The following is a 23,078-nucleotide window of genomic DNA, read 5'->3' as shown; positions in this document are numbered from 1 at the left end:
CATGAAACAATTATTGATAGATCTCGATACATGTTCCGCCTGCGGAGAATGCGGCGCTATCTGCAGTTACATACAGCATCCGTCGAACAACGGCGTGATGAGCCTGATAGAGTTCGCGCACTTCGCGCTCGTCTGCAGGCGGTGCGAGGATTCGCCCTGTGTGGCGTCGTGCCCGTGGGAGGCGCTCGAGTTCCAGAGGACGAACATGCTCAAGCGCTATACGATGCGCTGTACCTCGTGCAAATCGTGCTCGAGGGCGTGTCCGTTCGGCGTGATATACCCGGAAACAATACCTTTTATAGTTTCGAGATGCGACTATTGCATAGGACGTCTCAAAGAAGGTGAGTCGCCTGTCTGCTTGGAGCTTTGCGGCCGCGGCGGTGTACGTTTTGGCGAGTTCGAGGAGAAAAAAGAAGACGGTATGTTTAAAATATCGGAACATCTTTTTGTACGGACGAAACAAAAATGGGAAGGAAGCGGCGACGGTTTGCCTGTAAAAAAGCGCATCTCGCCGGGCGTATGAAGATATTCGAATACCTATTCATGTTTTTGGTATTTCCCGGTTTCATATTCTCATCCACCATCGGTCTTTTAGCCGGGTGGGTGGACAGGAAACTTACCGCCAGGGTTCAATGGAGGGTGGGGCCGCCGTGGTATCAGAACTTTGTGGACGTGATAAAATTGCTTTTTTATAAAGAGACGCTTATCCCGGTGAATGTATCCAAACCGATCTTTCTCGGGATGCCGTTATTGTCGCTTGCCTCCGCGACCATCGTCTCGACTATATTACTTGTGATAAGCCGTTTTCCACAGGCAGGTTTTTTGGGCGACCTCATAGTCGTCATATATCTTCTGATGATACCGGCTATCGCATTGATGCTGGGGGCATTCGCGTCGGAGAACCCATTGGCTTCGCTCGGCGCTTCCAGAGAGATGAAACTCATGCTCGCCTACGAACTGCCGTTCATAATTTCCGTCCTGGTGCCGGTAATAAAGTGTGGCTACGCTATAAAGGTCGGTGATATAATAACGTATCAGTCGTTGCATGGGCACATCATAGCGGGCGCCTCCGGCGTCATATCGTTTATCGTAATGCTTCTGTGCGTCCAGGCTAAGCTGGGGTTTGCTCCGTTCGATATGCCTGAAGCGGAGACCGAGATCATGGCCGGCTCGTACATAGAGTATTCGGGCAAGGCGCTCGGCGTATTCAAACTCTCGAAGGCGATACTGCTTTTTGTCCTGCCGGTTCTTATGATAATCCTGTATTTCGGCGGGATCGGATTCGATGTCGAAACTTTTATAAAGAATGTCGCAGGCTATCTCGCGATACTGGCGGCCATCGTAGTGATAAAGAATACGAACCCCAGGGTCAGGATAGATCAGGCGGTGCGTTTTTTCTGGGGGCCGGTTACGGCGCTGGCGATAATTTCGGCGGTACTGGCATATTTCGGATACTGACATGGGACTAAAAGAAAAAATATTAACCAAATCGTTATATGTATTTCATCTCTCGAGCGGAAGCTGTAATAATTGCGACATAGAAATACTCGATTGCCTGACGCCGCGGTATGACCTCGAGAGATTCGGTATAGTTTTAGTCGGTAGTGTCAAACACGCCGACGCTTTACTTTGCACCGGCTCGACGAACCGGCTGTGCGTTCCCAGGATAAAGAAGTTGTACGAGATGATGCCGAAGCCCGGGTTCGTGATAGCGTGGGGCGCGTGCGGCTCTTCGCGGGGTGTCTTTAAAGATAGCTACAATACGGGTTCCCCGCTGGACGAGATAATTCCCGTCGATCTGTATATACCGGGTTGTCCGCCGAAACCTGAAGCGGTTATAGCGGGGGTAAAGAAATTATTGGATAAGGTTAACGCTGTAAAGAAGAAATGATATGAAGATAGACGACGCAATAAAAAAAATACAGGACCAATTCGGCGCAAAAGTTCGCAAGATCGACAAAAAGAACGGGAAGCGCTGTTATATTGACATCGAGCCTGCCGATGTTGTCGAATTCACGAAATATATATTCAAGGATCTGGGCCTCAGATTCAATATAGCCACGGCCGTGGACGATTTTAAATCGATAGAGATACTCTATCATTTCGCCGATGACGTTTCGGGATACATCGTATCGCTGAGAGCGATAATGAAGGATAAGAATGATCCGCATATCGATACCATTACGACGGTAACGAAGTCCGCCTGGTGGATAGAAAGGGAGATTCACGAATTATTCGGCGTTCATTTTAACGGCAACAATGATTTGCGTCCGCTTCTTCTGTCGGACGATTGGCCGTCGGGCGTATATCCTTTAAGAAAAAATTTCGTAGTGCCGAAGAGAGATTCGAGGAAAGCATAATGAGCCATAAAGCGCATATACCGATCGGGCCGTATCATCCTCTGCAGGAAGAGCCGGAGTTTTACAAACTTGTGGTCGAAGGGGAGAAGGTTGTGGATGTGGATGTCCGTATCGGCTGGAACCACCGCGGCATAGAGAAACTGTCCGAGGCGAAGAGTTTCGACCAGTCGATATTCATCGTCGAGCGGATATGCGGGATATGCTCTTCATCGCATCCTATAACATGTGTTCAGGCCGTTGAGGATTTGGCCGGCATAAGTGTACCGGACAGGGCTCTGTATATACGAACCATCATACAGGAACTCGAGCGGCTTCATTCGCACATGCTATGGGCGGGCCTGGCGGGACATTTCTTGGGTTACAACACCATATTTATGTGGGGCTGGAAGTACAGAGAGCCGATTTGCGACATAATGGAAACGGTTACGGGCAATAGACAAAACTATGCCATGATGAAAGTCGGCGGTGTACGGCGTGATATAGAAAAAGAGCACATACCGTACATATTGACGCGCCTTGACGAATTTTTAAAACATCTCGATATGCTGCGCGGCGCTATTCTCGACGATCCTGTATTGCACGCGCGGCTTAAAGGCGTGGGCATACTTACGAAGGGCAAGGCGATAGATTACGCGGCGTTAGGGCCTACGGCAAGAGCGTCAGGTTACGATGTAGACGTCAGGCGCGATCATCCGTACGCGGCTTACGACCGGCTGAAATGGAATGTCATCACACGTCCCGAAGGCGACGTATTCGCGAAGGTCGTCGTGAGGATACTGGAGATGTACGAGTCGGTATCGATAATAAGGCAATGTTTGGATAAATTGCCGGGCGGGCCGATAGATTCCAATCCGAAGGATATTCCGCCGGGGGAAGGTATAGGCCAGGCAGAGGCGCCCAGAGGCGAATGTTTCCATTACGTAAAATCGGACGGCACCAATTCGCCCGTCAGGCACAAGGTGAGGGCGCCGACCTACATGAATTTTCCGACGTTCCGGGAGACGGTAATAGGCGAGACCGTCTCGGACGCGACGATAATACTGGCGGCAATCGATCCGTGCTATTGTTGTACAGAGCGCATGCTTATCACAGACTGGCGCGACAAAGAACTATTCGGCGTACAAGAGCTTATAAAATTATCCCAGGAAAAGACGCGGTTGCTTAAAGAGAAGATGGGAGTAAGGGGATAGCCGATGCATCAGAACCTGCTTTTATTGCTGATAGCCGCACCCATAATAGCCGGTGCGGTCAGCCTCTTCATCCCGGAGCGCGCCAGGGTTTTTGCCAAGGCGATAGCCGGGTTGGTTTCGCTCGCCGTATTCGCCGGAGCGCTCACAGTTTTCATTAAAAAACCTCTAAGTTATAACATCGGGTCGTATCCATTGTTCTTTGTCGACAATCTGTCGGGATTTATCGCGCTGGCCGTATCCGCATTCGCCCTATTGATAACGATATATTCTTTTGGATTCGTCGAAAGCTCGTCGGGGCGGCATTTCGGTTATATTCTCATGACGCTCGGCTCCTCTCTCGGCGTCGCGTTCGCGAATGACATGACGGCATTCTTAGTCTTCTGGGGATTTCTCGCCGCACTCCTATATCTGATGATAAACCTCAGAGGCACTGAAAACGCGTCCGCGGCGGCAAAGAAAGCGCTTATAATAATAGGCGGGACAGACGCTCTCATGATATTCGGCCTCTGCCTTATATGGCAGATATCCAAGTCTTCCGTGATAGACGGTGTTCATATACAGTTATCATCACCGGCGGCGTATATAGCCTATATTTCGCTTGCGATCGCGGCTTTTGCGAAAGCCGGGGCGATGCCTTTTCATTCGTGGCTACCGGATACAGCCGAATTCGCGCCGACCAATGTTGCGGCATACCTGCCCGCCTGTCTCGACAAATTACTCGGCATATATCTTCTGGCGCGCGCTTCTTTGTATATTTTCGAGATGAACCCGGCGACGAATTTTGTCCTCTCGCTTGCCGGCTCAGTTACCATAGTTGTGGCCGTTATAATCGCGCTCGTCCAGCATGACATGAAGCGGCTCCTGGGGTATCACGCCGTCTCGCAGGTCGGATATATGGTACTCGGTATAGGTACCGGAAGCGTTATAGGCATAGCCGGCGGTCTTTTTCACATGCTCAATAACGCGATATATAAATCGTGCCTCTTCCTTACGGCAGGCGCCGTCGAGAAGCGGATGCACACCACAGATATGACAAAGCTGGGCGGATTATTCAAATACATGCCTGCCACATTCGTCGCCTGTCTTGTAGCGTCGCTTTCCATATCCGGTGTTCCGCCTTTTAACGGTTTCGTTTCAAAATGGATGATATATCAGGGGATAATAGAATCGGCCTCCGCAAAAAATTCGCTCTGGATGGTCTGGCTCGTAGCGGCGATGTTTGGCAGTGCCCTGACGGTAGCAAGTTTCATGAAACTTCTCCATGCGGTATTCTTAGGCCGGAGCGCAGAAGGTTTTAAAGGTATAAAAGAGGCGGCGCTTTCCATGACAGTGCCGATGGGCATATTAGCCGCCGCGTGTATCGTATTCGGGATATTTGCCACCGCCGTGCCGATAACGTTATTTATAGCGCCGTCGTTGGGCAAAGCCATAACATACTGCGGGATGTGGGATCCGATGGCCGTAACAGCGCTTATACTGGTCGCGCTGGGCCTGGGTGCTCTGGCATATATGATCATGCGTCCCGCGCGATTCCGGACGGTGGATACGTTTGTAGGCGGGGAAGACGTCGCGAAATTAGACAGAGTAACCGGCGCTGAGTTTTACGATACGATAAGGCAATTGCCTCGCCTCGGGAAATTGTACAGGAAAGAAGAGGAAGGCTCGCTTGACATATATAACACCGCCCGAAAGATCATTTACTATTTTACCGGAAAACTCGCGCGAATGCATAACGGCATATTACCTACATACATGGTATGGTGCCTTCTGGGAATGGTCGGAATATTCTTCGTGATATTTTTGAGGCAATAGATGATAGAGATATATCTTATACTTATATTTATGATAACGGCGGCCATCATAGCAGTGGTGGCCAAAGACCTTCTATCGAGCATAATAGCGATAGGCGCGGTGGGGATAGGCTTATCGCTGGCGTTTCTGGTGTTGAAGGCGCCGGACCTGGCGATAATGCAGTTGGTCGTAGAGATATTGAGCCTTATAATACTTATTCGCGCCACCACGAGAAGGGATATCCCGTTCAGTACGTCCGGCAGGTGGGTTTTTAATACGGTCGCGACGCTTCTTTTCGTGTCCGTATTTTTGACAGGCGCGTACATAGCGATAAAGTTTATACCGGATTTTGGTTCCCCGCTTATGCGTATATCGAGGACTTACATAGCGGAGGGCATGACGCGGACAGGTGCGATGAATATCGTCGCCGCGATAAATTTAAATTACAGAGCGCTCGATACCCTTGGCGAGGCGACGATGATGTTCGCGGCCATAGTTGGCGTTCTGGCGGTTGCGCGTAAAATAGGGCGTAAAGGATAATCGATGGATACTAAGGCCGTAAAACATGAAAAGGGTATGACCCTTATAGTCAAGACGGTAACGCGTCTTACGCTCGGGTTTATCCTGCTGTACGGCGTATATATTACCATGTCCGGGCATGAATCCCCGGGTGGCGGATTTGCCGGGGGCGTGATAGTCGCGCTCTCATTCGTAAATATAATGCTGGCATTCGGCAAAGAGGTCGCGCTTAAAAGACTGCGCGCGAACCTGCTCCGGATAGCGATAGGCGCCGGCGCGCTCGTGTTCCTTTACACGGTAATATACGGATTTTCCGGCGATATGCCTTTCAGGATATTCAGTAATTACACGATAATTCCATTTTGTGAAATGATAATAGTAGGCGCGGGGTTGTTTGCCATATTCTTAGCCCTGGTACTTTTGTCAAAAGCGGACAAAGACTCGGAATAGAAAGAAACTTTTATGACGGTATATATGTTATGCCTGGTGCTCTTCTCGATAGGGCTATATTGTGTCCTAAGGAAACGGAATATCATAAAGATAATCATCGGCATATGCATTATGGGATACGCGGTAAATCTTTTCTTCATACTCATAGGATATGTAAAAGACGGCCGTTCTCCTATATACGCTCACGATCAGGCTATCACAAAGATGGTGGATCCTCTGCCGCAGGTGGTGGTGCTGACCGTGATTGTCCTGGGGCTTTCGATAACACTTCTATTGATATCGATCGCGATACGGCTTTACGAGAAGTACGGAACATTCGATATAACGCGAATAAACAAACTTAAGGGATAGCCTCGATGGCGATACTACCATATTTGATAGCGATACCGCTTACCGCGGCGTTTTTGACGCCTCTTTTCGCGAAACGCATGAAGGCGGCCGCGGACGTTATTGCCTGCGCGGCTACATTTTTTATGATGGCGGTTTCGCTTGCCGTAGCCGCTCTCGTCCTGCAGGGCAGGGCGCCATCCTATAATGTGGGAAACTGGATGCCCCCGTTCGGCATTCAGCTCTGCGCCGACGCGCTATCGGCATTCATGCTGGTTACAGTCAACTTAGTCGGATTTTTAATAGCGGTATATTCCGTAGGGTACATAAAGAGCTATACCGATAAGTGGAAATATTATACGCTCCTTATGGTAATGATGGCGGGTGTCAACGGGCTCCTGATAACGACGGATTTATTCAACCTCTACGTATTTCTGGAGATAGCGTCTATCGCGGTGTACGCGCTGGTGGCATTTGGCACCGAACCGACATCCCTTGAGGCGTCGTTCAAATATGCCGTGATGAGCGCTGTGGCGTCCAGCTTCGTCCTGCTCGGGATAGCGCTTCTTTATGGCGCGACATCCACACTCAATATGAACGACATGGCCCGCGTAATAGCGGCGTCGGGCGGTACAAAACTTTTATATTTTGTTGGTATGTTATTCATAATGGGCTTCGGGCTCAAAGCCGCGGCTGTGCCTTTTCACGCGTGGCTACCGGATACGTACAGTTCATCCCCGGCCACTATTCCCGCGGCCTCTTCCGGGATACTCATAAAGACGCTTGGCATATATGTGATTGCCAGGATATTTTTTAATATTTTTGGAATGACATCCGCGGTTTCTTCAATCATTATAACATTGGCCGTTCTCTCGATGCTGGTGGGGGCTTTACTCGCTTTCGGACAAACGAATATAAGGCGGCTATTCGGATATTCGAGCATAAGCCAGGTTGGCTATATCTTTCTAGGGCTCGGAATAGGAACGCCGCTCGGCATCGTAGGGGCGCTCCTTCATCTTTTTAATCACAGTGTGGCCAAGTCGGCGCTATTTTTAAATTCCGGGATCGCCGAAAACTCCGAGCAGACCAACGACCTTAAGCGTATGTCCGGAATAATCGCGAAAAATCCCGTCAACGGATATTCTATGATGGCAGGCGCTCTTTCGATATGCGGCGTGCCGCCGCTCGGCGGGTTCTGGAGCAAGCTAATAATAATTTTCGCGTGTATCCAGGCGAATAGGCCAGTGCTCGCCTTCATAGCGGTTGCCGTAAGCATTCTTACGCTTGCGTACTACTTCAGGGCGCTTACGCCGGTACTCTTCGGCAGGCGGCCCGATGAGACCGCTACCCGTGGAGGGGCTAAGAGGAGTATGGCCATGGCCGTCGCGGTCGCGATCCTGGCCGTCATCGTTATATCCGGAGGATTTTTACTTATGCCGAACGCGGGCAACGCACTGCTGAACAACGCGGCCGCCGTTCTTGTAAAAGGTTCCTTCTGTGTCAACCCCGGGGTCGTAAGATGATAAAAAAGGCCGCGTTATTTATCCTATGGTTCGTCGTCTGGTTGGCGCTAACATGGCCGGCCGATGTCAAACAGTGCGTCCTTGGTATTATCATCTCTTTGTTCGTTACGCTTATGACGGTGGATATATTCAAGCTGGCCGACGGCACCACCAAGACCTCTGCGGCTGAAAAGCCGGGCGTGATGAATATGCCCAAAAGAATATTCTGGCTTGTTTGCTACGCAATGGTTTTTTTATGGGAGTGCCTGAAGGCAACTACAGATGTAGTCTGGAGGGTTGCCTGTCCGGTATTACCGATAAGGCCGGCCACCATAAGAGTTAAAACGGATCTTAAATCGGATATAGGGCTTACGTTCCTTGCTAATTCCATAACATTCACGCCCGGCGCTACGACCGTAGATATAGATAAAGAAAGAGGTTATATTTACATACATATGCTGTTCTTAAAAGAGTCACAGGCCTCGACTGATATAAAGCTACCGGTTGTGGATAAATACGGGCGTATTTTAAAGAGGATATTCGAATAATTATGAAAAATCTTAACTGGGCGCTCGGGCTTATATTGATAACGGTCATTGCGGTGGCGGTATTATTCGCGCCGGTTTCGTCCATGATCATGTGGCAGTCCAATTTTCTTGCCAGGGCGTTCCTCTGGCTTCTCATATCCGTCCTGCTCTGCCTTTTCAGAATATTGAGAGGGCCTACTGCGCCTGACAGGGCTGTTGCCGTAGATATGCTTGGGATACTTATCGTCGGGCTTTGCGCTATATTAAGTTTACCGACGGGAAGGGACTGGTATATAGATATAGCTCTTGCATGGGCATTACAAAGTTTTATAGGCATAATGGCGCTTGCGAAATATCTGGAGGGGAAAGATTTCGATGAATGAGAATATAGGGATGGCACTAGTCGTTATCGGGCTTATCTTAGACTTCTTCGGTTGTCTGGGGCTCGTCAGGTTCCCGGACGTTTATACGCGGCTACAGGCATCCGTTAAATGCGTGACCCTTGGGACGTGCGGAATATTACTCGGCCTTTTTATATGCAGGGGATTTACCGCTACAGGTATTAAGGCGCTCCTATGTATGGTGTTCATTCTTTTGACCGCTCCGGTTTCGGCGCATGCCCTGGCAAGAGGCGCTTACCGTTCGGACGTCAAGCCATGTAAAGAGACGGTCGTTGATCAATATACCGGTACTATCGGAGAGTAGCTATGGCGGAGGAGGGCGCGATGAATATGAATATAGATAGGATCAAACTTGGAACGGTTATTGAGGCATTCTTCCAACATGGTAAAGCTTAGCATATGAGATTACCGAAATTACGAGAACTTAAAGAAGCTATAACGGCTCTGATAGCCGGGCCGTATACGTCGAAATTTCCTTATGCGCCGCATGTGCCGGCGAAGCGTTTCCGCGGCAGGCCACAGTATTCCGACGAAGGGTGTATCGGCTGTACCGCGTGCGCGCTAGTGTGCCCTATGAGAGCGATAGAGTTCAAGGATGTGATTACAAAGGATAAGGCGACGCGCAGGATGATACTGCATCTGGACGAGTGCCATTATTGCGGGCAGTGTAGCGCGCTGTGTACTACAAAAGCCGATAATCCGCCCGGTATCCGGCATACTACCGATTTCGATCTGGCCGGATTCGACAGGGCGTCGATGATCTCGGCGACGGATGAGAAAGAGCTGGCGCTTTGCGAGGAGTGCGGCGAGGTAATAACGACGCGCGCGCATCTTCGGTGGGTGGCCGGCAAATTAGGTCCTTTGGCATTCTCTAATCCGACACTGTTTTTGGAATCGTTAAAAGGTATGGGCTTTGGTGAAAGCGTTATTCAAACGGCGCGCGACTATGTTGTACGAAGCGATCGCGTGAAGATATTGTGCGCCAAATGCAGAAGGAAAGCCACTCTTGAAAAGTTCTAACGGACTGTCCGGATCCGAACTTTCCCAATCCATTAAATCTAAGATTTCAGGGAAAGCGTCGATAGTGGGCATAGGCAATATCATCCGTGGCGACGACGGCCTGGGCCCCAGGTTGATAGAAATTTTGAAAACGCGCGCTATCAATGCTCACTTATTCGATTGTGGTACCGCCCCGGAAAATTATATTTTTCCGATACTCACCACATTGTGCGATACGGTAATATTAATAGATGCCGCCGACATGGGAATGATCCCGGGCAGTGTAAACGTATTTTCTCTCGACGAGATAGTGAACGTCAGTTTTTCGACTCACAATCCTTCCCCGAGGCTTTTTACCGATTTATTGAGGACGGGTAAAGAGGATCTTAATATATTCGTGGTTTCCATCCAGCCAAAGTCGGCCGCCCTGGGGTCTCCTCTGAGTGAAGAGGTTTTAAGCTCGCTAAACCTTCTCGCGGACGCTTTTTCGGAAGCGCTTAATGGCTAATCCGGCCATCGAAAAGATACGGAAGAAAATCTCCCCGATAGAAATATTCCATCTGCTTGAGGATCGTCCATATGTTTTTTTCTTAGACAGCGCGCTCACCGACGCTAAGCAAGGCAGATTTTCATTCCTCGGGTGTGACCCGTTCCTTGTATTTAAAAGTAAAGGCGCGGCCATAACTCTCGAGCGTCCCGGCGGCAAAAATGAAACATTCACGGCAAATCCCTTCGCTGTTTTAAAAGATATATTCAAACAATACGGGCGTAAGGCCCTCCCGCGCGCTCTGCCGTTCACCTCAGGCGGCGTCGGTTATTTCTCGTACGACATGAAAGGTTTTGTCGAAAACCTTCGCGATAGCGCTGTTGATGACCTGGGGGTACCGGATTGTATAATGGGTTTCTATGACACCGCGATAGTGTATGATAATCTGAAGCATAAAACTTATATAGCCGGCGGCAATCGTTTGGCGGAATTTAAAAATATCCTCTCGACCGGTATCTCTCGTCGAGATAATCTTTCGGATGTGCCGGCGGCGCGACTGAGATCGAATTTTTCGAAGCCCGGCTATTTTAAGGTTATAAAGAAGGCAAAGAAGTACATAAAAAAAGGCGATATATACCAGGTCAACCTTTCGCAGAGGTTCGAAGCGGATATCGATATTAAGCCCTCGCGCCTGTATTCGCGGCTTAGGACTATTTCGCCGGCGCCATTTGCCGCGTACCTGGGATTTGGCGATGTTGCTATACTAAGTTCTTCGCCGGAGAGATTTTTGTTCAAAAAAGGCAGATATATCGAGACGCGCCCCATTAAAGGCACGCGCCCGCGTGGCGTTACAAAAGACGGCGACGAGGCGCTTTCGCGCGAGCTTTCTTTGAGCGCAAAAGACAACGCCGAACACATAATGATAGTGGATCTTGAGCGTAACGACCTCGGCAGAATATGCGATTACGGTACGGTGAAACTTAACCGTCCGGCGGCGATAGAGAAGTTTTCCAACGTGATCCACATGGTCTCCACCGTTTCAGGAAGGCTTAAGAAGGATGCTACCCCCATCGACTGTCTTATGGCCTCTTTCCCGGGAGGTTCAATAACCGGCGCGCCGAAGGTGAGGGCGATGGAGATAATCGAGGAACTCGAGGGCGTGAAACGCTCTGTATATACAGGCGCTGTAGGTTATATATCGTTCGACGGGAATATGGATACGTCGGTTGTGATAAGAACTCTTATCGCAAAAGGTAAGCGGGTATATTTTTCTGTGGGTGGAGGAATAGTTGCGGATTCGGATCCGGAAGCGGAATATGCCGAGACGATCGATAAGGCCGCGGGAATAATGAAGGCGCTTGGGATTTGCACCCCGGGGCGCAAATTCGGTAAGGAGGCAGTGTGGCAACTGTGAAAACCTGGCAAAACGGCAGATTTGTGAATACGAAGAACGCCGCAATATCCATATCGGATCGCGGATTTCTTTACGGCGACGGTATTTTCGAGACCCTGCGCTCATATTCCGGCAGGATATTCAAAGAGGCCGACCATCTTAAAAGGTTATACGATTCCGCAGATAGTATCGGAATAAAGATCCCGTATCGCAGAAAAGATATCGCCGGAGTTATGCAAGGGGGGCTTTCTTCCGGACAGATGAAGAACTCCTCGATTAGAATTATCGTAACGCGCGGCGAAGGGTCTTTTACGCTTGCGGAAGAGCCGCTCGCGACGCGGCCGAATGTTATTATTACAATGAAACGATTTAACGGATATACGGAGTCGTTTTATTCCGGAGGCATAAGTGCCTGCGTATCGGATATCGCGATTAATGAAAGCTCCCCGCTATCCGGGATAAAGAGTTTGAATTTCCTGGAACATATAATGGCAAGATCTGCCGCGCAAAAAAAAGGTTTTGACGAAGCGATACTTGTTAATTTGAAGGGGCATGTCGCCGAAGCGGCTACGAGCAACATCTTTATTTTAAAGAAAGACCGTTTGATGACGCCATCGACCGGTAGCGGCATACTCCCGGGGATAACGCGCGGCGTCGTTATCGAAATGGCCGGCAAATTGGGAATAAAAACCGCCGAATGCGCGGTGACGCGTGATATGCTGATGCATGCCGATGAGGTATTTTTAACTAATTCTTTGGCGGAGATGATTCCAGTTGTAAAGATAGGCCACGCTGTTATAGGCACAGGCCATCCGGGAGCGGTTACAAAACTGCTTCACGCTGATTACCGCAAAATGGTATAATTAAACCTATGGGCGATAAACGCTACCGCATCATTTACGAAGATGAATGGCTGATTGTTTGCGACAAAGCGTCCGGACTTCTCGTAATCCCGACGCCGAAAAAAGAGACGAATACGCTCACTGCTCTTTTAAATAAAGAGCTCGACTCGCGCGGCATCGAAGCGAACGCTTATCCATGCCACCGGCTCGATCGCGAAACCTCAGGCATAATCGTATATTCCAAAGGAAAGTCCGCCCGGCAATCTTTGATGGAACAATTTAAGGAGAGGAAAGTATCGAAGCGCTACATAGCGATCGTCCAGGGCAGGATCCCGAAAGATTTCGACACGATAGAAAGCGGCATATATAATAGGAATAAGAAGCGGCACGATACGGCGGTAACGAAATACAGGACGTTACGACGCAGTGCGGATTTTAGCATTCTCGAGGTGGAGCCGGTTACCGGCAGGACAAACCAGATACGCATACACTTAGCCCGGATAAGCCATCCTATAGTGGGCGAAAGTGTTTATGCTTTCAGGAAAGATTTTAAATTAAGGTTCGGTAGAGTTGCCCTCCACGCCGCAAGGATTGCGTTTAAACATCCTATCAGCGGGAAGTCTATGGAGTTCGAAGCGCCTTTACCGCATGACATGGAAGAGTTGATTACGGGATAACCGTGTAGGTTATCCGAATAAAATTACCGGTCAGCCTGCGCGGTTGGCCAGATAGGGGTAGTTATGACAAGGGGTAGTACGCATCTTACGCCGGAAGGTTATGAGAAACTGAGGAAAGAACTTGAGTATCTGAAAACGACGAAGCGCAGGGAGCTTTCGCGCGCGATAGGCGAGGCGCGGGCTCACGGTGACATAAGTGAAAACGCCGAGTATGATTCGGCAAAAGACGCTCAAGGGATGAACGAGAAGAAGATCGCCGAACTCGAGACGAAGCTTGCGAGCGCGCAAATAATCGACAATTCACAAATGTCCTCCGACGAGGTTCTGGTAGGGGCGACCGTAAAATTGAAAGATATCGATTCCGGCGAGGAACTCGAATATACGATAGTATCCGAAGAAGAGGCGGATTACGCCCAGAACAAAATATCGCTCCAGTCGCCGGTAGGTACCGGCCTATTGAACCATAAAAAAGGCGATTCGGTCGAGATACAGGTGCCGAGGGGTGTGTTGAAATATAAGATACTTAATATAAGCCGGTAGTATCAGGGGGTGCGGGATATGGCGATGCGCGAAGAGATCGGTAGAATATTCGACCTGCCGGTTCCTATGATATGGAAGGTTGTGGAGGCGTTCCATCTCGATATGGATAAGGGGCTTGCCGGAGAAGAGAGCTCGCTTAAAATGATCCCCACATATGTCGGCATGCCCACAGGCGGCGAGAAAGGCGATTTCATCGCGCTCGATCTCGGCGGGACGAACTTCCGGGTGCTGAAGCTTACGCTTAAAGGCGGCCGCAAAGCGCTGGAACCTGTGATAATGAAGTTTGCGCTCGAGAAGAAACAGATAACGGGCACCGCGGAAATATTCTTCGATTTCATAGCCGACAGCGTCGGCGCTTTCCTGGAAAAAAATAATCTAACCGGAAAAGACCGCCTGAATCTCGGCTTTACCTTCTCATTTCCGATACGACAGACGGGGATCTCGAGCGGCATACTGATGTGCTGGACAAAAGGATTCGAGACGACCGGTGTGGTAGGTAATGATGTCGTGAAGTTGATGAACGAAGCGTTCGCGAGGAAGCGGATAGATAACGTAAAAATCTCCGCCCTGGTAAACGATACCGTCGGCACTCTGATAGCCAAAAGTTACGAAGACCCTGATTGCGACGCGGGGGTGATAATAGGAACCGGTACAAACGCATGTTATCCGGAAGAGTTGACGCGTATAAAAAAATGGCCTGCCTTATCCGGCAAAAAAGGGCGGATGATAATTAATATCGAATGGGGTAATTTCGATAAGCTCATTTCCACTTCATACGACAGGCAACTCGATGAGGCTTCGGACAATCCCGGTCAGCAGATATTGGAGAAGATGGTTTCCGGGATGTATCTTGGAGAAGTCGCGCGGATGGTGTTGAGTGATATGTCATCGAAGAAGGAATTCGCCTGCGTCTCCATGCCGGGATTATTTACAAAGGGCGGATTTGGAACGGAATATATGTCGGATGTCGAAGCGGACGTGACGCGTGGTCTCGACGGGGTAGGCGATATCCTGAAAAAACTCGGATGTTCGCAGTCGTCCAAAGAAGACAGAGGTCTTTTTAAAGATATATGCGGGATCGTTTCATGCCGCGCCGCGCGGATAAGCGCCGCCTGCATAGCGGCTATCGTTACCAGGATGGATCCACAGCTTGAGAACGCCCATACTATAGCAATCGACGGTTCCGTATTCGAGAAACATCCTACGTTCGCCGCAAATATGCGAAAGGCGTTAGATGAGATATTTGGTGTTAAGGCATCGCTCATCAGGCCGGTTCTTGCTAAAGACGGTTCCGGCAAAGGCGCCGCGATAACTGCCGCGATAACTGCGAAAAAATGAAGAATCGCCTAAAGAGTATTTCCGGATGGCATTGGGGAGCGCTCGGCATAATAGCGCTTTTTAGCGCTCTCCTTATTATAAGATGGCAGTCCCTGCCGGTATTCCTCGATATCTATTACCACGCCGCATGCATGACGGGTTTTAAAGAAGCCGGCGGAATAGCTTTGCATGACTTCTGGGAGTACGCGCCGATCGGCCGCCCACAGCTTTACCCTCCATTTTTTCACGTTATACTATTGGCTCTCGATAATACGGGTTTAGGCGCGCTCTTTGTCATGAGATTTGTCTCTGCCGCTATATATCCGTTACTGCTTGCCGTTATATTGTGGGTTGTCAGGCGGCGTTTCAACGACCGGCTGGCATTTTTTACCGTTCTCGCGGCCTCCTTGCCGTATACGTTTTTTTTAAATTCCATCTCTGCCGTACCTTCGGCGATCGCTCTGATATTTTTTATCCTGCTCTTTTATGCGATCGAAACAAGAAAGATATTATCTGGCGTCCTGCTTTTAGGGCTTATGTTTTATACTCACGGCGCGATACCGTGGATGGCGGTTCTTACCCTCGTAATTTATGCCATGTTGCGAAGGGGAGAGGTTAAAACTATTCTGCCCATAATAGCGGGAGGAATAATTTTAGGAAGCCCGTGGCTGATACACATGGCTTTGAACAGGAGTTATTTCCTTACCGTTAATAATTACATAAACCGTTATTTTGAAATGAACCTTTGGCTCTACGCCTTCACGATTTTAGGCGTGCTCTTCGTTCTGAAACGCCGTGGTCGCTATCTTTTTTATATGGCGATGTTTATCGGGATGTTGCCCATGCTCAAGGACTATTCTTTCCGGTTTTTCTGCGGGGAAGGGCTTTTGCCGTTAATATTTCTTGCCGGGCTGGGGTTCGACGAAGCGTATTCTGCTATCACCGCTTTTTTAAGGCGCCGCGCGGTATCCCCGGCGATTTATGGCGCACTGCTTCCGTGGGTAATATTTTATCTCGCCACATTCTATCCCCCGGATATCGGCTCCGCGTTTTGTCAATTTTCAGCGGCTGATCCTAAAAATGCAACAGCTCTCGAGTCTTCCATTTACATGAAGAAGCATATGGAAGAACTGACGGCTATCATAAAGGCGACGACGCGCCCCGACGAGATCATCTACTGCAATTATAATTACGTTGCAGGTATATTTTACGTCTTCTCCGGGAGGGTATCTTCGTCGGCGATGCTTAATGAGGTTCGGCCCATAATGCCCGAATCCGATCCGGCCGCCTCCGCCGCGCTCACTATTTGGATAAAAAATCCGGAGGGAGTCATCGACCCTGAGCACCAAATTCTCGTAAGGCGGCTCGGCCTTGAGAAGATCGCCGAGACCGAAATAGCCTATGTTTACAGAAACCCTGTTGTTATGGCGCATAAAGTAAAGTCAGGGATCGTCTTGCCCGCAGGCGCCGCCCTGGCGGCATTCTTCGTATGGGCCGCGGCCATAGTATTTTTTATTACCAGGCCCGCTCGCGACGATATGGCCCGCCCAAGCGTCAGGATAGTGCTCAATGATTTCATCGATTATCCCTTGCGGCGCAGGAAAGCGATATTCCGCCGGAAATTTTGGTGCGGCATTGGATGCCTTCTCGAAAATATGTCGCGTTTTAAGGCCGGCGCCGATTTCAAAGTTATCCTGGTTATAAATTCGTCCGGCGGCCCCGAGATGAAGGAAAAAAAGCTTTTATATAGTTCTCTGCGCAGGAAATATCCGTTTATCCTTGATATTATATTCAGGGATAATTCAGGATTCGATTTCGGCGCGTATGATGCCGGCTACCGGTATTTGAAAGCCACAGGATATTCCAACGATATAATTTTTATGAATTCAAGCGCCATCGGCCCATCCGACGATCATTGGTTGTCGCAGTACTCGGATTTATTCCATGACAAACCGAAAAATATAGGATTATGCGGTATATCGCTTAATTCTCATACAACCCATCTGGAGAAGAAAGAATTTAAGCCGCACGTGCAGAGCTTCTTTATATATACGAGCATGAATGTGATGTCTCGCGTATTCGGTGATTCCCTCGCCGAGACGGTCCCGGCATTATCGGAAAAGCTTGATATAATCTCCGCCGGAGAGATAGGATTCAGTTGGAAGGTAATAGAGGCCGGCTATGGAATAACTTCCAAATTATTCAAAGATTTTGTATATTATAAGGATGCCGAATGGACTGTGCCATGCGGCGACATGAGATTTACAAAGAAATATAACCATCTGGCGAATCATATATGATAAATCCTAATATCTGGCTACCTCTACTATTGAGTTTTTTGGCAGGCATCTTTACGGTGGTCGGTGCTTTAATAACTTTTTTTATCAAGGACTTCAAGAGAAGCTATCTTCAATTTGCCCTCGGATTGTCAGGCGGGGTAATGATATATGTTTCGTTCGTAGAAATGTTGCCGTCATCTATCGTAAACATTGGCCCCCTCAAAGCCAATATCGCTTTCTTCGGCGGCATCGTTTTTGTAATGCTTTTGGATTTTTTTGTTCCTCATGAATATATAGCGGAAAAGATAAAATCGCCCGGCCACGACAAAAAGCTTATGGCCGCGGGAATATTTACCGCGATAGGCATAGGCATACATAATTTTCCGGAGGGGCTCGCGGTATTTATGAGCGCCCTGGTAAACATAAAGCTGGGCGTGGCGCTGGCTATCGCGATAGCTTTGCACAATATACCCGAAGGCATAGCCGTCGCGATGCCGATATTTTATGCTACAAAAAGCAAGAAAAAAGCATTCTGGTATTCTTTTCTTGCCGGGTTCGCCGAACCCGCCGGGGCTGTTGTGGCGATATTTATTCTCATGCCTTTTCTTACGCCGGCGGTGCTTTCTTTCACGCTTGCGTTTGTTGCCGGTATAATGGTTTTCATAAGTTTCGATGAACTTTTGCCGCTATCCTGTCAGAGTGAAGGTTATCATATATCTATTTTCGGAGTAATCATAGGCATGGCCGTTATGGCGCTGAGCCTTATTTTAATGTAGAGGGATAGATGACAATATTTGATGCTGTCATTTTCGGTGTTGTGGAAGGCATATCGGAATTCCTGCCCATATCCTCTACGGGACATTTGATACTGATGGCGCAACTTCTAAAAATACCCCAATCGGATTTTGTGAAAAGCTTCGAGATAGCCATACAATTAGGGGCGATAGCCTCCGTCATCTTCTTATATATAAAGCCGTTATTGACGGATGTGAAATTGATAAAGAAATTGGCCACTGCGTTTATCCCGACCATGGTATTGGGACTGGTTTTTTATAAACTGGTCAAGCGGTATTTATTGGGAAATAGCTCAGTCGTCGTCTGGTCATTATTGATAGGCGGTATAGTCCTAATCGTATTCGAACTATTGCATCACGAAAAGCCGGAGTCAGACGGCAATATCGGCGCCATCTCTTATAAACAAGCCTTCTTCATAGGATTATTTCAGTCAATCGCCATGATACCGGGCGTTTCGCGTTCGGCGGCGACTATCATAGGTGGGCTGTCGTTGGGGCTTGATAGGAAGACGATTGTGGAGTTCTCTTTTCTTTTAGCCGTCCCTACAATGCTCGCCGCAACAGCGCTCGATCTATACAAGAATGCCGGAGCTTTTACTCAAGATCAATTCATGCTATTGCTGGCCGGATTTGTTACATCGTTTGTCGTAGCGCTTATGGCTGTCAAATTACTACTTGTCTTTATCAGAAACCACAGCTTTATACCTTTCGGCATATATCGCATATTGTTGGCGCTCGCGTTTTTACTTATTGACAAATAGTTTTTTTATGGTATACTTATATTGTAAACACAAAGTAGCGTTTACTACATAGAAGCAATGAGGCGTTCGCAAGAACGCCTTTTTTATTTGCTCCTCATTTAGGGGATAAAGATGTCCTTATTGGCGCATAGTCAAGCGCCGGTAAGGACTTTTTGTTTTTAGAATGGCGGTGATGAACCATGGATTTTAAGATATTACTGGAAAAGATAACGCCGGCGCTTAAGTTTATCGCGCGCAAGCATCTGCTCACGGGTTTCTATGACGAGCAGGACCTGTATCAGGAGATGTGTATCTATCTGTGGCAACACTATGGGTATGGCCTGCCGATCGGCATAAATGAGTCGTATGTTATCAAGGGGTGCGAATTTCACATACAGAACTTTTTAAGAAAAGGCAGGCCCAAAGTAGCATTCTCGAGCATCGATGAATTGATAAATGCCGATGGGCTGACCCTGGGCGATATCCTCGCGGACAAGAGTAAAGGTTCTGATTCCGGCACGGAGGACAGGATATCTATCGACGAGATAAAGTCCATGCGATTGACCGACAAGGAAAGATCAGTTCTGTCGTATCTTCTGAAAGGATATACTGTCCGGGAAGCCGCCGGCCTGATGGGGATATCGCATGTCATGGTGTTGAAGCATAAAAAGGCGATAATAAGAAAATGGCATAAAAGGATTTCGAGGTTACCAAAGGGATAGATTTTTTACTTGTTACATAAGACGAAGGCGTCTTTTAACGCATTAGCGTGCTAAAAGACGCTTTTTTGTTTTTACGGATATTGTAAAAATACTTTAGCGTCAAAATAAAAATGGAGAGATTATGATCAATTCCGGAGATACGGTTTGGGTGTTGATATCTACAGCGCTTGTCATGATGATGACGGCGCCGGGCCTGGCGTTTTTCTACGGTGGACTGGTGAGAAGGAAAAACGTGCTCGCCACCATGATGCAGTCATTTTTTGTGTTGTGCCTCATAAGCGTCCAATGGATATTGTGGGGGTATAGTCTGGCGTTCGGCCCAGATAAGGGGCATTTTATAGGAAGCCTCGCCTGGTTCTGCTTAAAAGGCGTGGGCATGGCACCGAACCCTGATTACGCGGCCACTATTCCTCACCTGCTTTTCATGGTCTATCAGATGATGTTTGCCGTTATCACGCCGGCTCTTATAACCGGTGCGTTCGCGGAAAGGATGAAGTTCTCCGCATACGTCATCTTTACCTTATTATGGGCGACGTTCGTCTACGATCCGGTATGCCACTGGGTATGGGGCGCCGGCGGATGGCTCAGGAATATGGGTGCCCTGGATTTTGCCGGCGGCACGGTTGTACACGTCTCTTCCGGCATATCGGCGCTTGTGTGCGCGCTAGTTCTCGGCAAGCGCAGAGGATACGGCCGCGAACCCATGCCGCCGCATAACCTGCCGCTCGTAATTCTCGGCGCGTCATTACTGTGGTTCGGCTGGTTCGGATTTAACGCAGGTAGCGCGCTTGGCGCAAACGAGCTTGCGGTATGGGCGTTCATAGCTACGAATACGGCCGCCGCCGCCGCGGCGCTTACATGGATGGGAATAGAGTGGAAGCTGGTGGGAAAACCCACTATGCTGGGCGGCGCGACCGGCGCGGTTGCCGGGCTCGTGGCGGTAACGCCCGCGGCTGGTTTTGTCTCGCCTCTGTCGGCGCTTATTATAGGAATAGCCGTAGCGGCGGTGTGCTATATGGCTGTCGCGGTGGTTAAATTGAAGTTCGCTTACGACGATTCCCTGGATGCTTTCGGAGTCCATGGCGTCGGCGGTACAGTCGGCGCTCTCATGGCCGGCCTTCTGGCGCAAAAAGTTATAAACCCGGCCGGCAACAATGGGCTATTTTTCGGGAATCCCGGGCAGTTGGGCGTGCAATTCATAGGAGTGGCGGCTACCATGGTGTACTCGATAGCGGTTACTTTTGTTTTGCTGAAAGTACTGGATGCCGTTATAGGTTTAAGGGTTAGCGATGACGATGAGGTGGTCGGCCTGGATATAACACAGCACGAAGAGAGCGCTTATACGCTCTTAGATTAAGGAGGAGAAGCATGAAACTTATAATAGCGATAATCCAACCGCATAAAATCGAAGATGTTTTGCAGGAGTTGGATAGTAAAGAGATATATCTTAAAACAGTGGCTAATGTTCTTGGCTGTGGCCGGCAGAAAGGGCGCACGGAAGTATACCGCGGTAGAAAAGAGACGGGGAATCTGCTTAAAAAGATCAGGCTCGAGATAGCGGTTAATGATAGTTATGTCAAACCTGCCATAGATGCGATAAAAAAAGGCGCCAGGACCGGCAATATCGGCGACGGTAAAATATTTGTAGTAAATCTGGAAGAATGCTTCAGAATACGGACGGGAGAGAAAGGCCCCGAGGCCATCGGATAATATTTTTAAAATTTTGGTTACCAGGACAGGTGTTTTTTTACTTATATATGTGTATTGTAGGGGCATATTAAAACAAGGACGTTTTAAGGCCGGAACGGCTTAAAGCGCCCTTTTTTTTTGGTAAAAAAGGAGATGGGTATGGAAAAGAAGACTAAGCAGGATATTTTAAAGCTGGTTAAAGAGAATGACGTAAAATTCATACGCCTGTGGTTTACCGACCTGATAGGGCAGGTTAAGAGTTTCGCCATTACGGATAAGGAACTTGAGGGTGCCCTCGAAAACGGCATGGGGTTCGATGGCTCCTCTATTACAGGTTATCAGGATATAGAAGAATCCGACATGATCGCCATGCCGGATCCCAATACGTTCTCGATACTGCCCTGGCGTCCGTCGGAAAAAGCGGTGGCGAGAATGATATGCAATGTTCTTAATCCGGACAAGACGCCGTATGAGGGCGATCCGCGTTATGTGCTCAAAAAAGCCCTTGCCCGGGCAAAGGAAATGGGCTACGACCATTTTTATTTAGGGCCCGAACTGGAGTTCTTTTATTTCAAAACGGATTTGGCCACAGACGTGTTGGATAAAGGCGGATATTTCGATCTTACTACTCTTGATGTCGCCAGCGACCTGAGGAGGGAAACCGTTCTGGCGCTCGAAAAGATGGGCATAGATGTCGAATATTCTCACCATGAGGTCGCGCCTTCACAGCACGAAGTCGATATGCGTTACAAAGACGCGCTGGAGATGGCGGACAACGTAATAACTTACAGGGTTGTCGTCAAAGAGATCGCGAGTAAATACGGCGTATATGCCACGTTCATGCCGAAACCTATCTTCGGGCAGAATGGCTCAGGTATGCATACGCACCAGTCGCTTTTCAAAGGCAATAAAAACATGTTCTTCGACGCTAAGAGCGACGATTGCCTCTCCGATACCGCGCGTAGTTACATAGCGGGCCTTTTAAAACACGCCAGAGAGATATGCGCCATTTTCGCGCAGACTACGAATTCGTATAAAAGACTGGTGCCCGGGTATGAAGCGCCCGTCTATGTGGCATGGAGCCGCAGGAACAGATCCGCGCTCGTAAGGGTGCCGCTGTATTATCCAGGCAAAGAGAACGCGACACGATGCGAGTTCAGGGCATGTGATCCGGCGTGCAATCCGTATCTTACATTTGCGGCCATGCTTCATGCCGGCCTGGACGGGATAGAGAAGAAGTATAAAGCGCCAAAGCCGATGGATACGAACCTGTATCACTTAACCGACGCGGAACGGAAAGACAAGGGTATTGAGACGCTTCCGGATTCGCTCGGATACGCCATCTCGTTAGCTGAGAAGAGCCCTCTTGTAAAAAAAGTGCTGGGCGAGCATATATTCCCAAGGTTCGTTGAGTTGAAAAAGAAAGAATGGGACGAATACAGGATACAGATCCCGCAGTATGAGCTTGAGAAATATCTTTCGGTTCTGTAATTAAGGAATGGCGCAGAGCCGCTTACAACGGCCCTGCGCCA

General features: G+C 48.9%; 27 protein-coding genes. All 27 read left to right on the top strand.

The annotated features are described in order from the left end of the window. The first annotated feature begins 1 nt into the window (after position 1). The 27 genes from PHS46_06460 to PHS46_06330 all read left to right on the top strand — a co-directional run bounded on the left by PHS46_06460 (position 2) and on the right by PHS46_06330 (position 23,037). Entirely contained in the window at positions 2 to 523 is a 522-nt protein-coding gene (locus PHS46_06460; GenBank protein ID MDD3906151.1) for a 4Fe-4S binding protein, read from the top strand. Continuing rightward, positions 520 to 1,458, top strand: a complete 939-nt coding sequence (locus PHS46_06455; protein MDD3906150.1) for an NADH-quinone oxidoreductase subunit H — start codon at positions 520 to 522, stop codon at positions 1,456 to 1,458. The genes PHS46_06460 and PHS46_06455 overlap by 4 nt, the downstream gene beginning before the upstream one ends. Before the next feature lies 1 nt (position 1,459). Beyond that, positions 1,460 to 1,891 carry an NADH-quinone oxidoreductase subunit NuoB gene (gene nuoB / locus PHS46_06450; GenBank protein ID MDD3906149.1) on the top strand — a complete coding sequence of 144 codons (432 nt, stop codon included), beginning with the start codon at positions 1,460 to 1,462 and terminating at the stop codon, positions 1,889 to 1,891. Between the two features lies 1 nt (position 1,892). Further along, entirely contained in the window at positions 1,893 to 2,360 is a 468-nt protein-coding gene (locus PHS46_06445; GenBank protein ID MDD3906148.1) for an NADH-quinone oxidoreductase subunit C, read from the top strand. Next, complete coding sequence (locus PHS46_06440; GenBank protein MDD3906147.1) at positions 2,360 to 3,550, top strand: nickel-dependent hydrogenase large subunit; 1,191 nt, start codon at positions 2,360 to 2,362, stop codon at positions 3,548 to 3,550. The genes PHS46_06445 and PHS46_06440 overlap by 1 nt, the downstream gene beginning before the upstream one ends. Before the next feature lie 3 nt (positions 3,551 to 3,553). Beyond that, a complete protein-coding gene (locus PHS46_06435; GenBank protein MDD3906146.1) occupies positions 3,554 to 5,362 on the top strand; it encodes a proton-conducting transporter membrane subunit in 1,809 nt (602 codons plus the stop codon). Then, positions 5,363 to 5,881 (top strand): DUF4040 domain-containing protein, encoded by a 519-nt coding sequence (locus PHS46_06430; protein MDD3906145.1) that lies wholly within the window; start codon positions 5,363 to 5,365, stop codon positions 5,879 to 5,881. It begins immediately after the preceding gene. Between the two features lie 3 nt (positions 5,882 to 5,884). Further along, positions 5,885 to 6,310 carry an MnhB domain-containing protein gene (locus tag PHS46_06425; protein ID MDD3906144.1) on the top strand — a complete coding sequence of 142 codons (426 nt, stop codon included), beginning with the start codon at positions 5,885 to 5,887 and terminating at the stop codon, positions 6,308 to 6,310. A gap of 12 nt (positions 6,311 to 6,322) precedes the next feature. Next, a complete protein-coding gene (locus tag PHS46_06420) occupies positions 6,323 to 6,661 on the top strand; it encodes a sodium:proton antiporter (GenBank protein MDD3906143.1) in 339 nt (112 codons plus the stop codon). A gap of 5 nt (positions 6,662 to 6,666) precedes the next feature. After that, entirely contained in the window at positions 6,667 to 8,160 is a 1,494-nt protein-coding gene (locus PHS46_06415; protein MDD3906142.1) for a proton-conducting transporter membrane subunit, read from the top strand. Next, positions 8,157 to 8,687, top strand: a complete 531-nt coding sequence (locus PHS46_06410) for a Na+/H+ antiporter subunit E (GenBank protein ID MDD3906141.1) — start codon at positions 8,157 to 8,159, stop codon at positions 8,685 to 8,687. The genes PHS46_06415 and PHS46_06410 overlap by 4 nt, the downstream gene beginning before the upstream one ends. Before the next feature lie 2 nt (positions 8,688 to 8,689). Continuing rightward, entirely contained in the window at positions 8,690 to 9,049 is a 360-nt protein-coding gene (locus PHS46_06405; protein MDD3906140.1) for a cation:proton antiporter, read from the top strand. Positions 9,050 to 9,059: 10 nt separating this feature from the next. Continuing rightward, positions 9,060 to 9,371, top strand: a complete 312-nt coding sequence (gene mnhG / locus PHS46_06400) for a monovalent cation/H(+) antiporter subunit G (protein ID MDD3906139.1) — start codon at positions 9,060 to 9,062, stop codon at positions 9,369 to 9,371. Between the two features lie 95 nt (positions 9,372 to 9,466). Beyond that, positions 9,467 to 10,087, top strand: a complete 621-nt coding sequence (locus PHS46_06395) for a 4Fe-4S dicluster domain-containing protein (protein ID MDD3906138.1) — start codon at positions 9,467 to 9,469, stop codon at positions 10,085 to 10,087. Further along, positions 10,074 to 10,574, top strand: coding sequence for a hydrogenase maturation protease (locus tag PHS46_06390; GenBank protein ID MDD3906137.1), 501 nt, complete (start codon positions 10,074 to 10,076; stop codon positions 10,572 to 10,574). The genes PHS46_06395 and PHS46_06390 overlap by 14 nt, the downstream gene beginning before the upstream one ends. Further along, positions 10,567 to 11,967: an aminodeoxychorismate synthase component I gene (gene pabB / locus PHS46_06385; GenBank protein ID MDD3906136.1), complete on the top strand. Its 1,401-nt coding sequence runs from the start codon at positions 10,567 to 10,569 to the stop codon at positions 11,965 to 11,967. Before PHS46_06390 ends, pabB begins: the two co-directional genes overlap by 8 nt. Continuing rightward, positions 11,955 to 12,809 carry an aminotransferase class IV gene (locus PHS46_06380; GenBank protein MDD3906135.1) on the top strand — a complete coding sequence of 285 codons (855 nt, stop codon included), beginning with the start codon at positions 11,955 to 11,957 and terminating at the stop codon, positions 12,807 to 12,809. The genes pabB and PHS46_06380 overlap by 13 nt, the downstream gene beginning before the upstream one ends. 8 nt (positions 12,810 to 12,817) lie before the next feature. Then, positions 12,818 to 13,465 (top strand): RluA family pseudouridine synthase, encoded by a 648-nt coding sequence (locus PHS46_06375; protein MDD3906134.1) that lies wholly within the window; start codon positions 12,818 to 12,820, stop codon positions 13,463 to 13,465. A gap of 63 nt (positions 13,466 to 13,528) precedes the next feature. Next, the gene (greA, locus tag PHS46_06370; GenBank protein MDD3906133.1) at positions 13,529 to 14,005 is read left to right on the top strand and encodes a transcription elongation factor GreA; all 477 of its coding nucleotides are present in this window, start codon (positions 13,529 to 13,531) and stop codon (positions 14,003 to 14,005) included. An 18-nt stretch (positions 14,006 to 14,023) separates the two neighbouring features. Further along, positions 14,024 to 15,343 carry a hexokinase gene (locus tag PHS46_06365; GenBank protein MDD3906132.1) on the top strand — a complete coding sequence of 440 codons (1,320 nt, stop codon included), beginning with the start codon at positions 14,024 to 14,026 and terminating at the stop codon, positions 15,341 to 15,343. Then, on the top strand, positions 15,340 to 17,622 hold the full coding sequence (locus PHS46_06360; protein MDD3906131.1) for a rhamnan synthesis F family protein: 2,283 nt from the start codon (positions 15,340 to 15,342) through the stop codon (positions 17,620 to 17,622). The genes PHS46_06365 and PHS46_06360 overlap by 4 nt, the downstream gene beginning before the upstream one ends. Next, positions 17,619 to 18,377 (top strand): zinc transporter ZupT, encoded by a 759-nt coding sequence (gene zupT, locus PHS46_06355; protein ID MDD3906130.1) that lies wholly within the window; start codon positions 17,619 to 17,621, stop codon positions 18,375 to 18,377. Before PHS46_06360 ends, zupT begins: the two co-directional genes overlap by 4 nt. An 8-nt stretch (positions 18,378 to 18,385) precedes the next feature. Continuing rightward, positions 18,386 to 19,156: an undecaprenyl-diphosphatase UppP gene (gene uppP / locus PHS46_06350; GenBank protein ID MDD3906129.1), complete on the top strand. Its 771-nt coding sequence runs from the start codon at positions 18,386 to 18,388 to the stop codon at positions 19,154 to 19,156. A gap of 179 nt (positions 19,157 to 19,335) precedes the next feature. After that, positions 19,336 to 19,857, top strand: coding sequence for a sigma-70 family RNA polymerase sigma factor (locus tag PHS46_06345; GenBank protein MDD3906128.1), 522 nt, complete (start codon positions 19,336 to 19,338; stop codon positions 19,855 to 19,857). Positions 19,858 to 19,978: 121 nt separating this feature from the next. Then, positions 19,979 to 21,214 (top strand): ammonium transporter, encoded by a 1,236-nt coding sequence (locus PHS46_06340; protein MDD3906127.1) that lies wholly within the window; start codon positions 19,979 to 19,981, stop codon positions 21,212 to 21,214. Between the two features lie 11 nt (positions 21,215 to 21,225). Next, on the top strand, positions 21,226 to 21,567 hold the full coding sequence (locus PHS46_06335; GenBank protein MDD3906126.1) for a P-II family nitrogen regulator: 342 nt from the start codon (positions 21,226 to 21,228) through the stop codon (positions 21,565 to 21,567). 132 nt (positions 21,568 to 21,699) lie between these two features. Next, entirely contained in the window at positions 21,700 to 23,037 is a 1,338-nt protein-coding gene (locus PHS46_06330; protein MDD3906125.1) for a glutamine synthetase family protein, read from the top strand. The last annotated feature ends 41 nt before the right edge of the window (positions 23,038 to 23,078 follow it).

The organism is Candidatus Omnitrophota bacterium, assembly GCA_028699255.1.
In the GTDB taxonomy this organism is placed as follows: Bacteria; Omnitrophota; Gorgyraeia; order 2-01-FULL-45-10; family 2-01-FULL-45-10; genus FEN-1322.
The sequence above is the reverse complement of the archived record's forward strand: the minus strand, read 5'-3'. Positions and strand labels throughout refer to the sequence as shown.

Bases quoted from the DNA above. Each gene is read 5' to 3' on its own strand.
- PHS46_06425 (MDD3906144.1), top strand. From the start codon at position 5,885: ATGGATACTAAGGCCGTAAAACATGAAAAGGGTATGACCCTTATAGTC.
- PHS46_06395 (MDD3906138.1), top strand. From the start codon at position 9,467: ATGAGATTACCGAAATTACGAGAACTTAAAGAAGCTATAACGGCTCTG.
- zupT (MDD3906130.1), top strand. From the start codon at position 17,619: ATGATAAATCCTAATATCTGGCTACCTCTACTATTGAGTTTTTTGGCA.
- PHS46_06335 (MDD3906126.1), top strand. From the start codon at position 21,226: ATGAAACTTATAATAGCGATAATCCAACCGCATAAAATCGAAGATGTT.
- PHS46_06460 (MDD3906151.1), top strand. From the start codon at position 2: ATGAAACAATTATTGATAGATCTCGATACATGTTCCGCCTGCGGAGAA.
- PHS46_06415 (MDD3906142.1), top strand. From the start codon at position 6,667: ATGGCGATACTACCATATTTGATAGCGATACCGCTTACCGCGGCGTTT.
- PHS46_06330 (MDD3906125.1), top strand. From the start codon at position 21,700: ATGGGTATGGAAAAGAAGACTAAGCAGGATATTTTAAAGCTGGTTAAA.
- PHS46_06405 (MDD3906140.1), top strand. From the start codon at position 8,690: ATGAAAAATCTTAACTGGGCGCTCGGGCTTATATTGATAACGGTCATT.
- PHS46_06375 (MDD3906134.1), top strand. From the start codon at position 12,818: ATGGGCGATAAACGCTACCGCATCATTTACGAAGATGAATGGCTGATT.
- PHS46_06440 (MDD3906147.1), top strand. From the start codon at position 2,360: ATGAGCCATAAAGCGCATATACCGATCGGGCCGTATCATCCTCTGCAG.
- greA (MDD3906133.1), top strand. From the start codon at position 13,529: ATGACAAGGGGTAGTACGCATCTTACGCCGGAAGGTTATGAGAAACTG.
- nuoB (MDD3906149.1), top strand. From the start codon at position 1,460: ATGGGACTAAAAGAAAAAATATTAACCAAATCGTTATATGTATTTCAT.
- PHS46_06345 (MDD3906128.1), top strand. From the start codon at position 19,336: ATGGATTTTAAGATATTACTGGAAAAGATAACGCCGGCGCTTAAGTTT.
- PHS46_06445 (MDD3906148.1), top strand. From the start codon at position 1,893: ATGAAGATAGACGACGCAATAAAAAAAATACAGGACCAATTCGGCGCA.
- PHS46_06340 (MDD3906127.1), top strand. From the start codon at position 19,979: ATGATCAATTCCGGAGATACGGTTTGGGTGTTGATATCTACAGCGCTT.
- uppP (MDD3906129.1), top strand. From the start codon at position 18,386: ATGACAATATTTGATGCTGTCATTTTCGGTGTTGTGGAAGGCATATCG.
- PHS46_06360 (MDD3906131.1), top strand. From the start codon at position 15,340: ATGAAGAATCGCCTAAAGAGTATTTCCGGATGGCATTGGGGAGCGCTC.
- PHS46_06365 (MDD3906132.1), top strand. From the start codon at position 14,024: ATGGCGATGCGCGAAGAGATCGGTAGAATATTCGACCTGCCGGTTCCT.
- PHS46_06455 (MDD3906150.1), top strand. From the start codon at position 520: ATGAAGATATTCGAATACCTATTCATGTTTTTGGTATTTCCCGGTTTC.
- PHS46_06410 (MDD3906141.1), top strand. From the start codon at position 8,157: ATGATAAAAAAGGCCGCGTTATTTATCCTATGGTTCGTCGTCTGGTTG.
- PHS46_06435 (MDD3906146.1), top strand. From the start codon at position 3,554: ATGCATCAGAACCTGCTTTTATTGCTGATAGCCGCACCCATAATAGCC.
- PHS46_06430 (MDD3906145.1), top strand. From the start codon at position 5,363: ATGATAGAGATATATCTTATACTTATATTTATGATAACGGCGGCCATC.
- mnhG (MDD3906139.1), top strand. From the start codon at position 9,060: ATGGCACTAGTCGTTATCGGGCTTATCTTAGACTTCTTCGGTTGTCTG.
- pabB (MDD3906136.1), top strand. From the start codon at position 10,567: ATGGCTAATCCGGCCATCGAAAAGATACGGAAGAAAATCTCCCCGATA.
- PHS46_06420 (MDD3906143.1), top strand. From the start codon at position 6,323: ATGACGGTATATATGTTATGCCTGGTGCTCTTCTCGATAGGGCTATAT.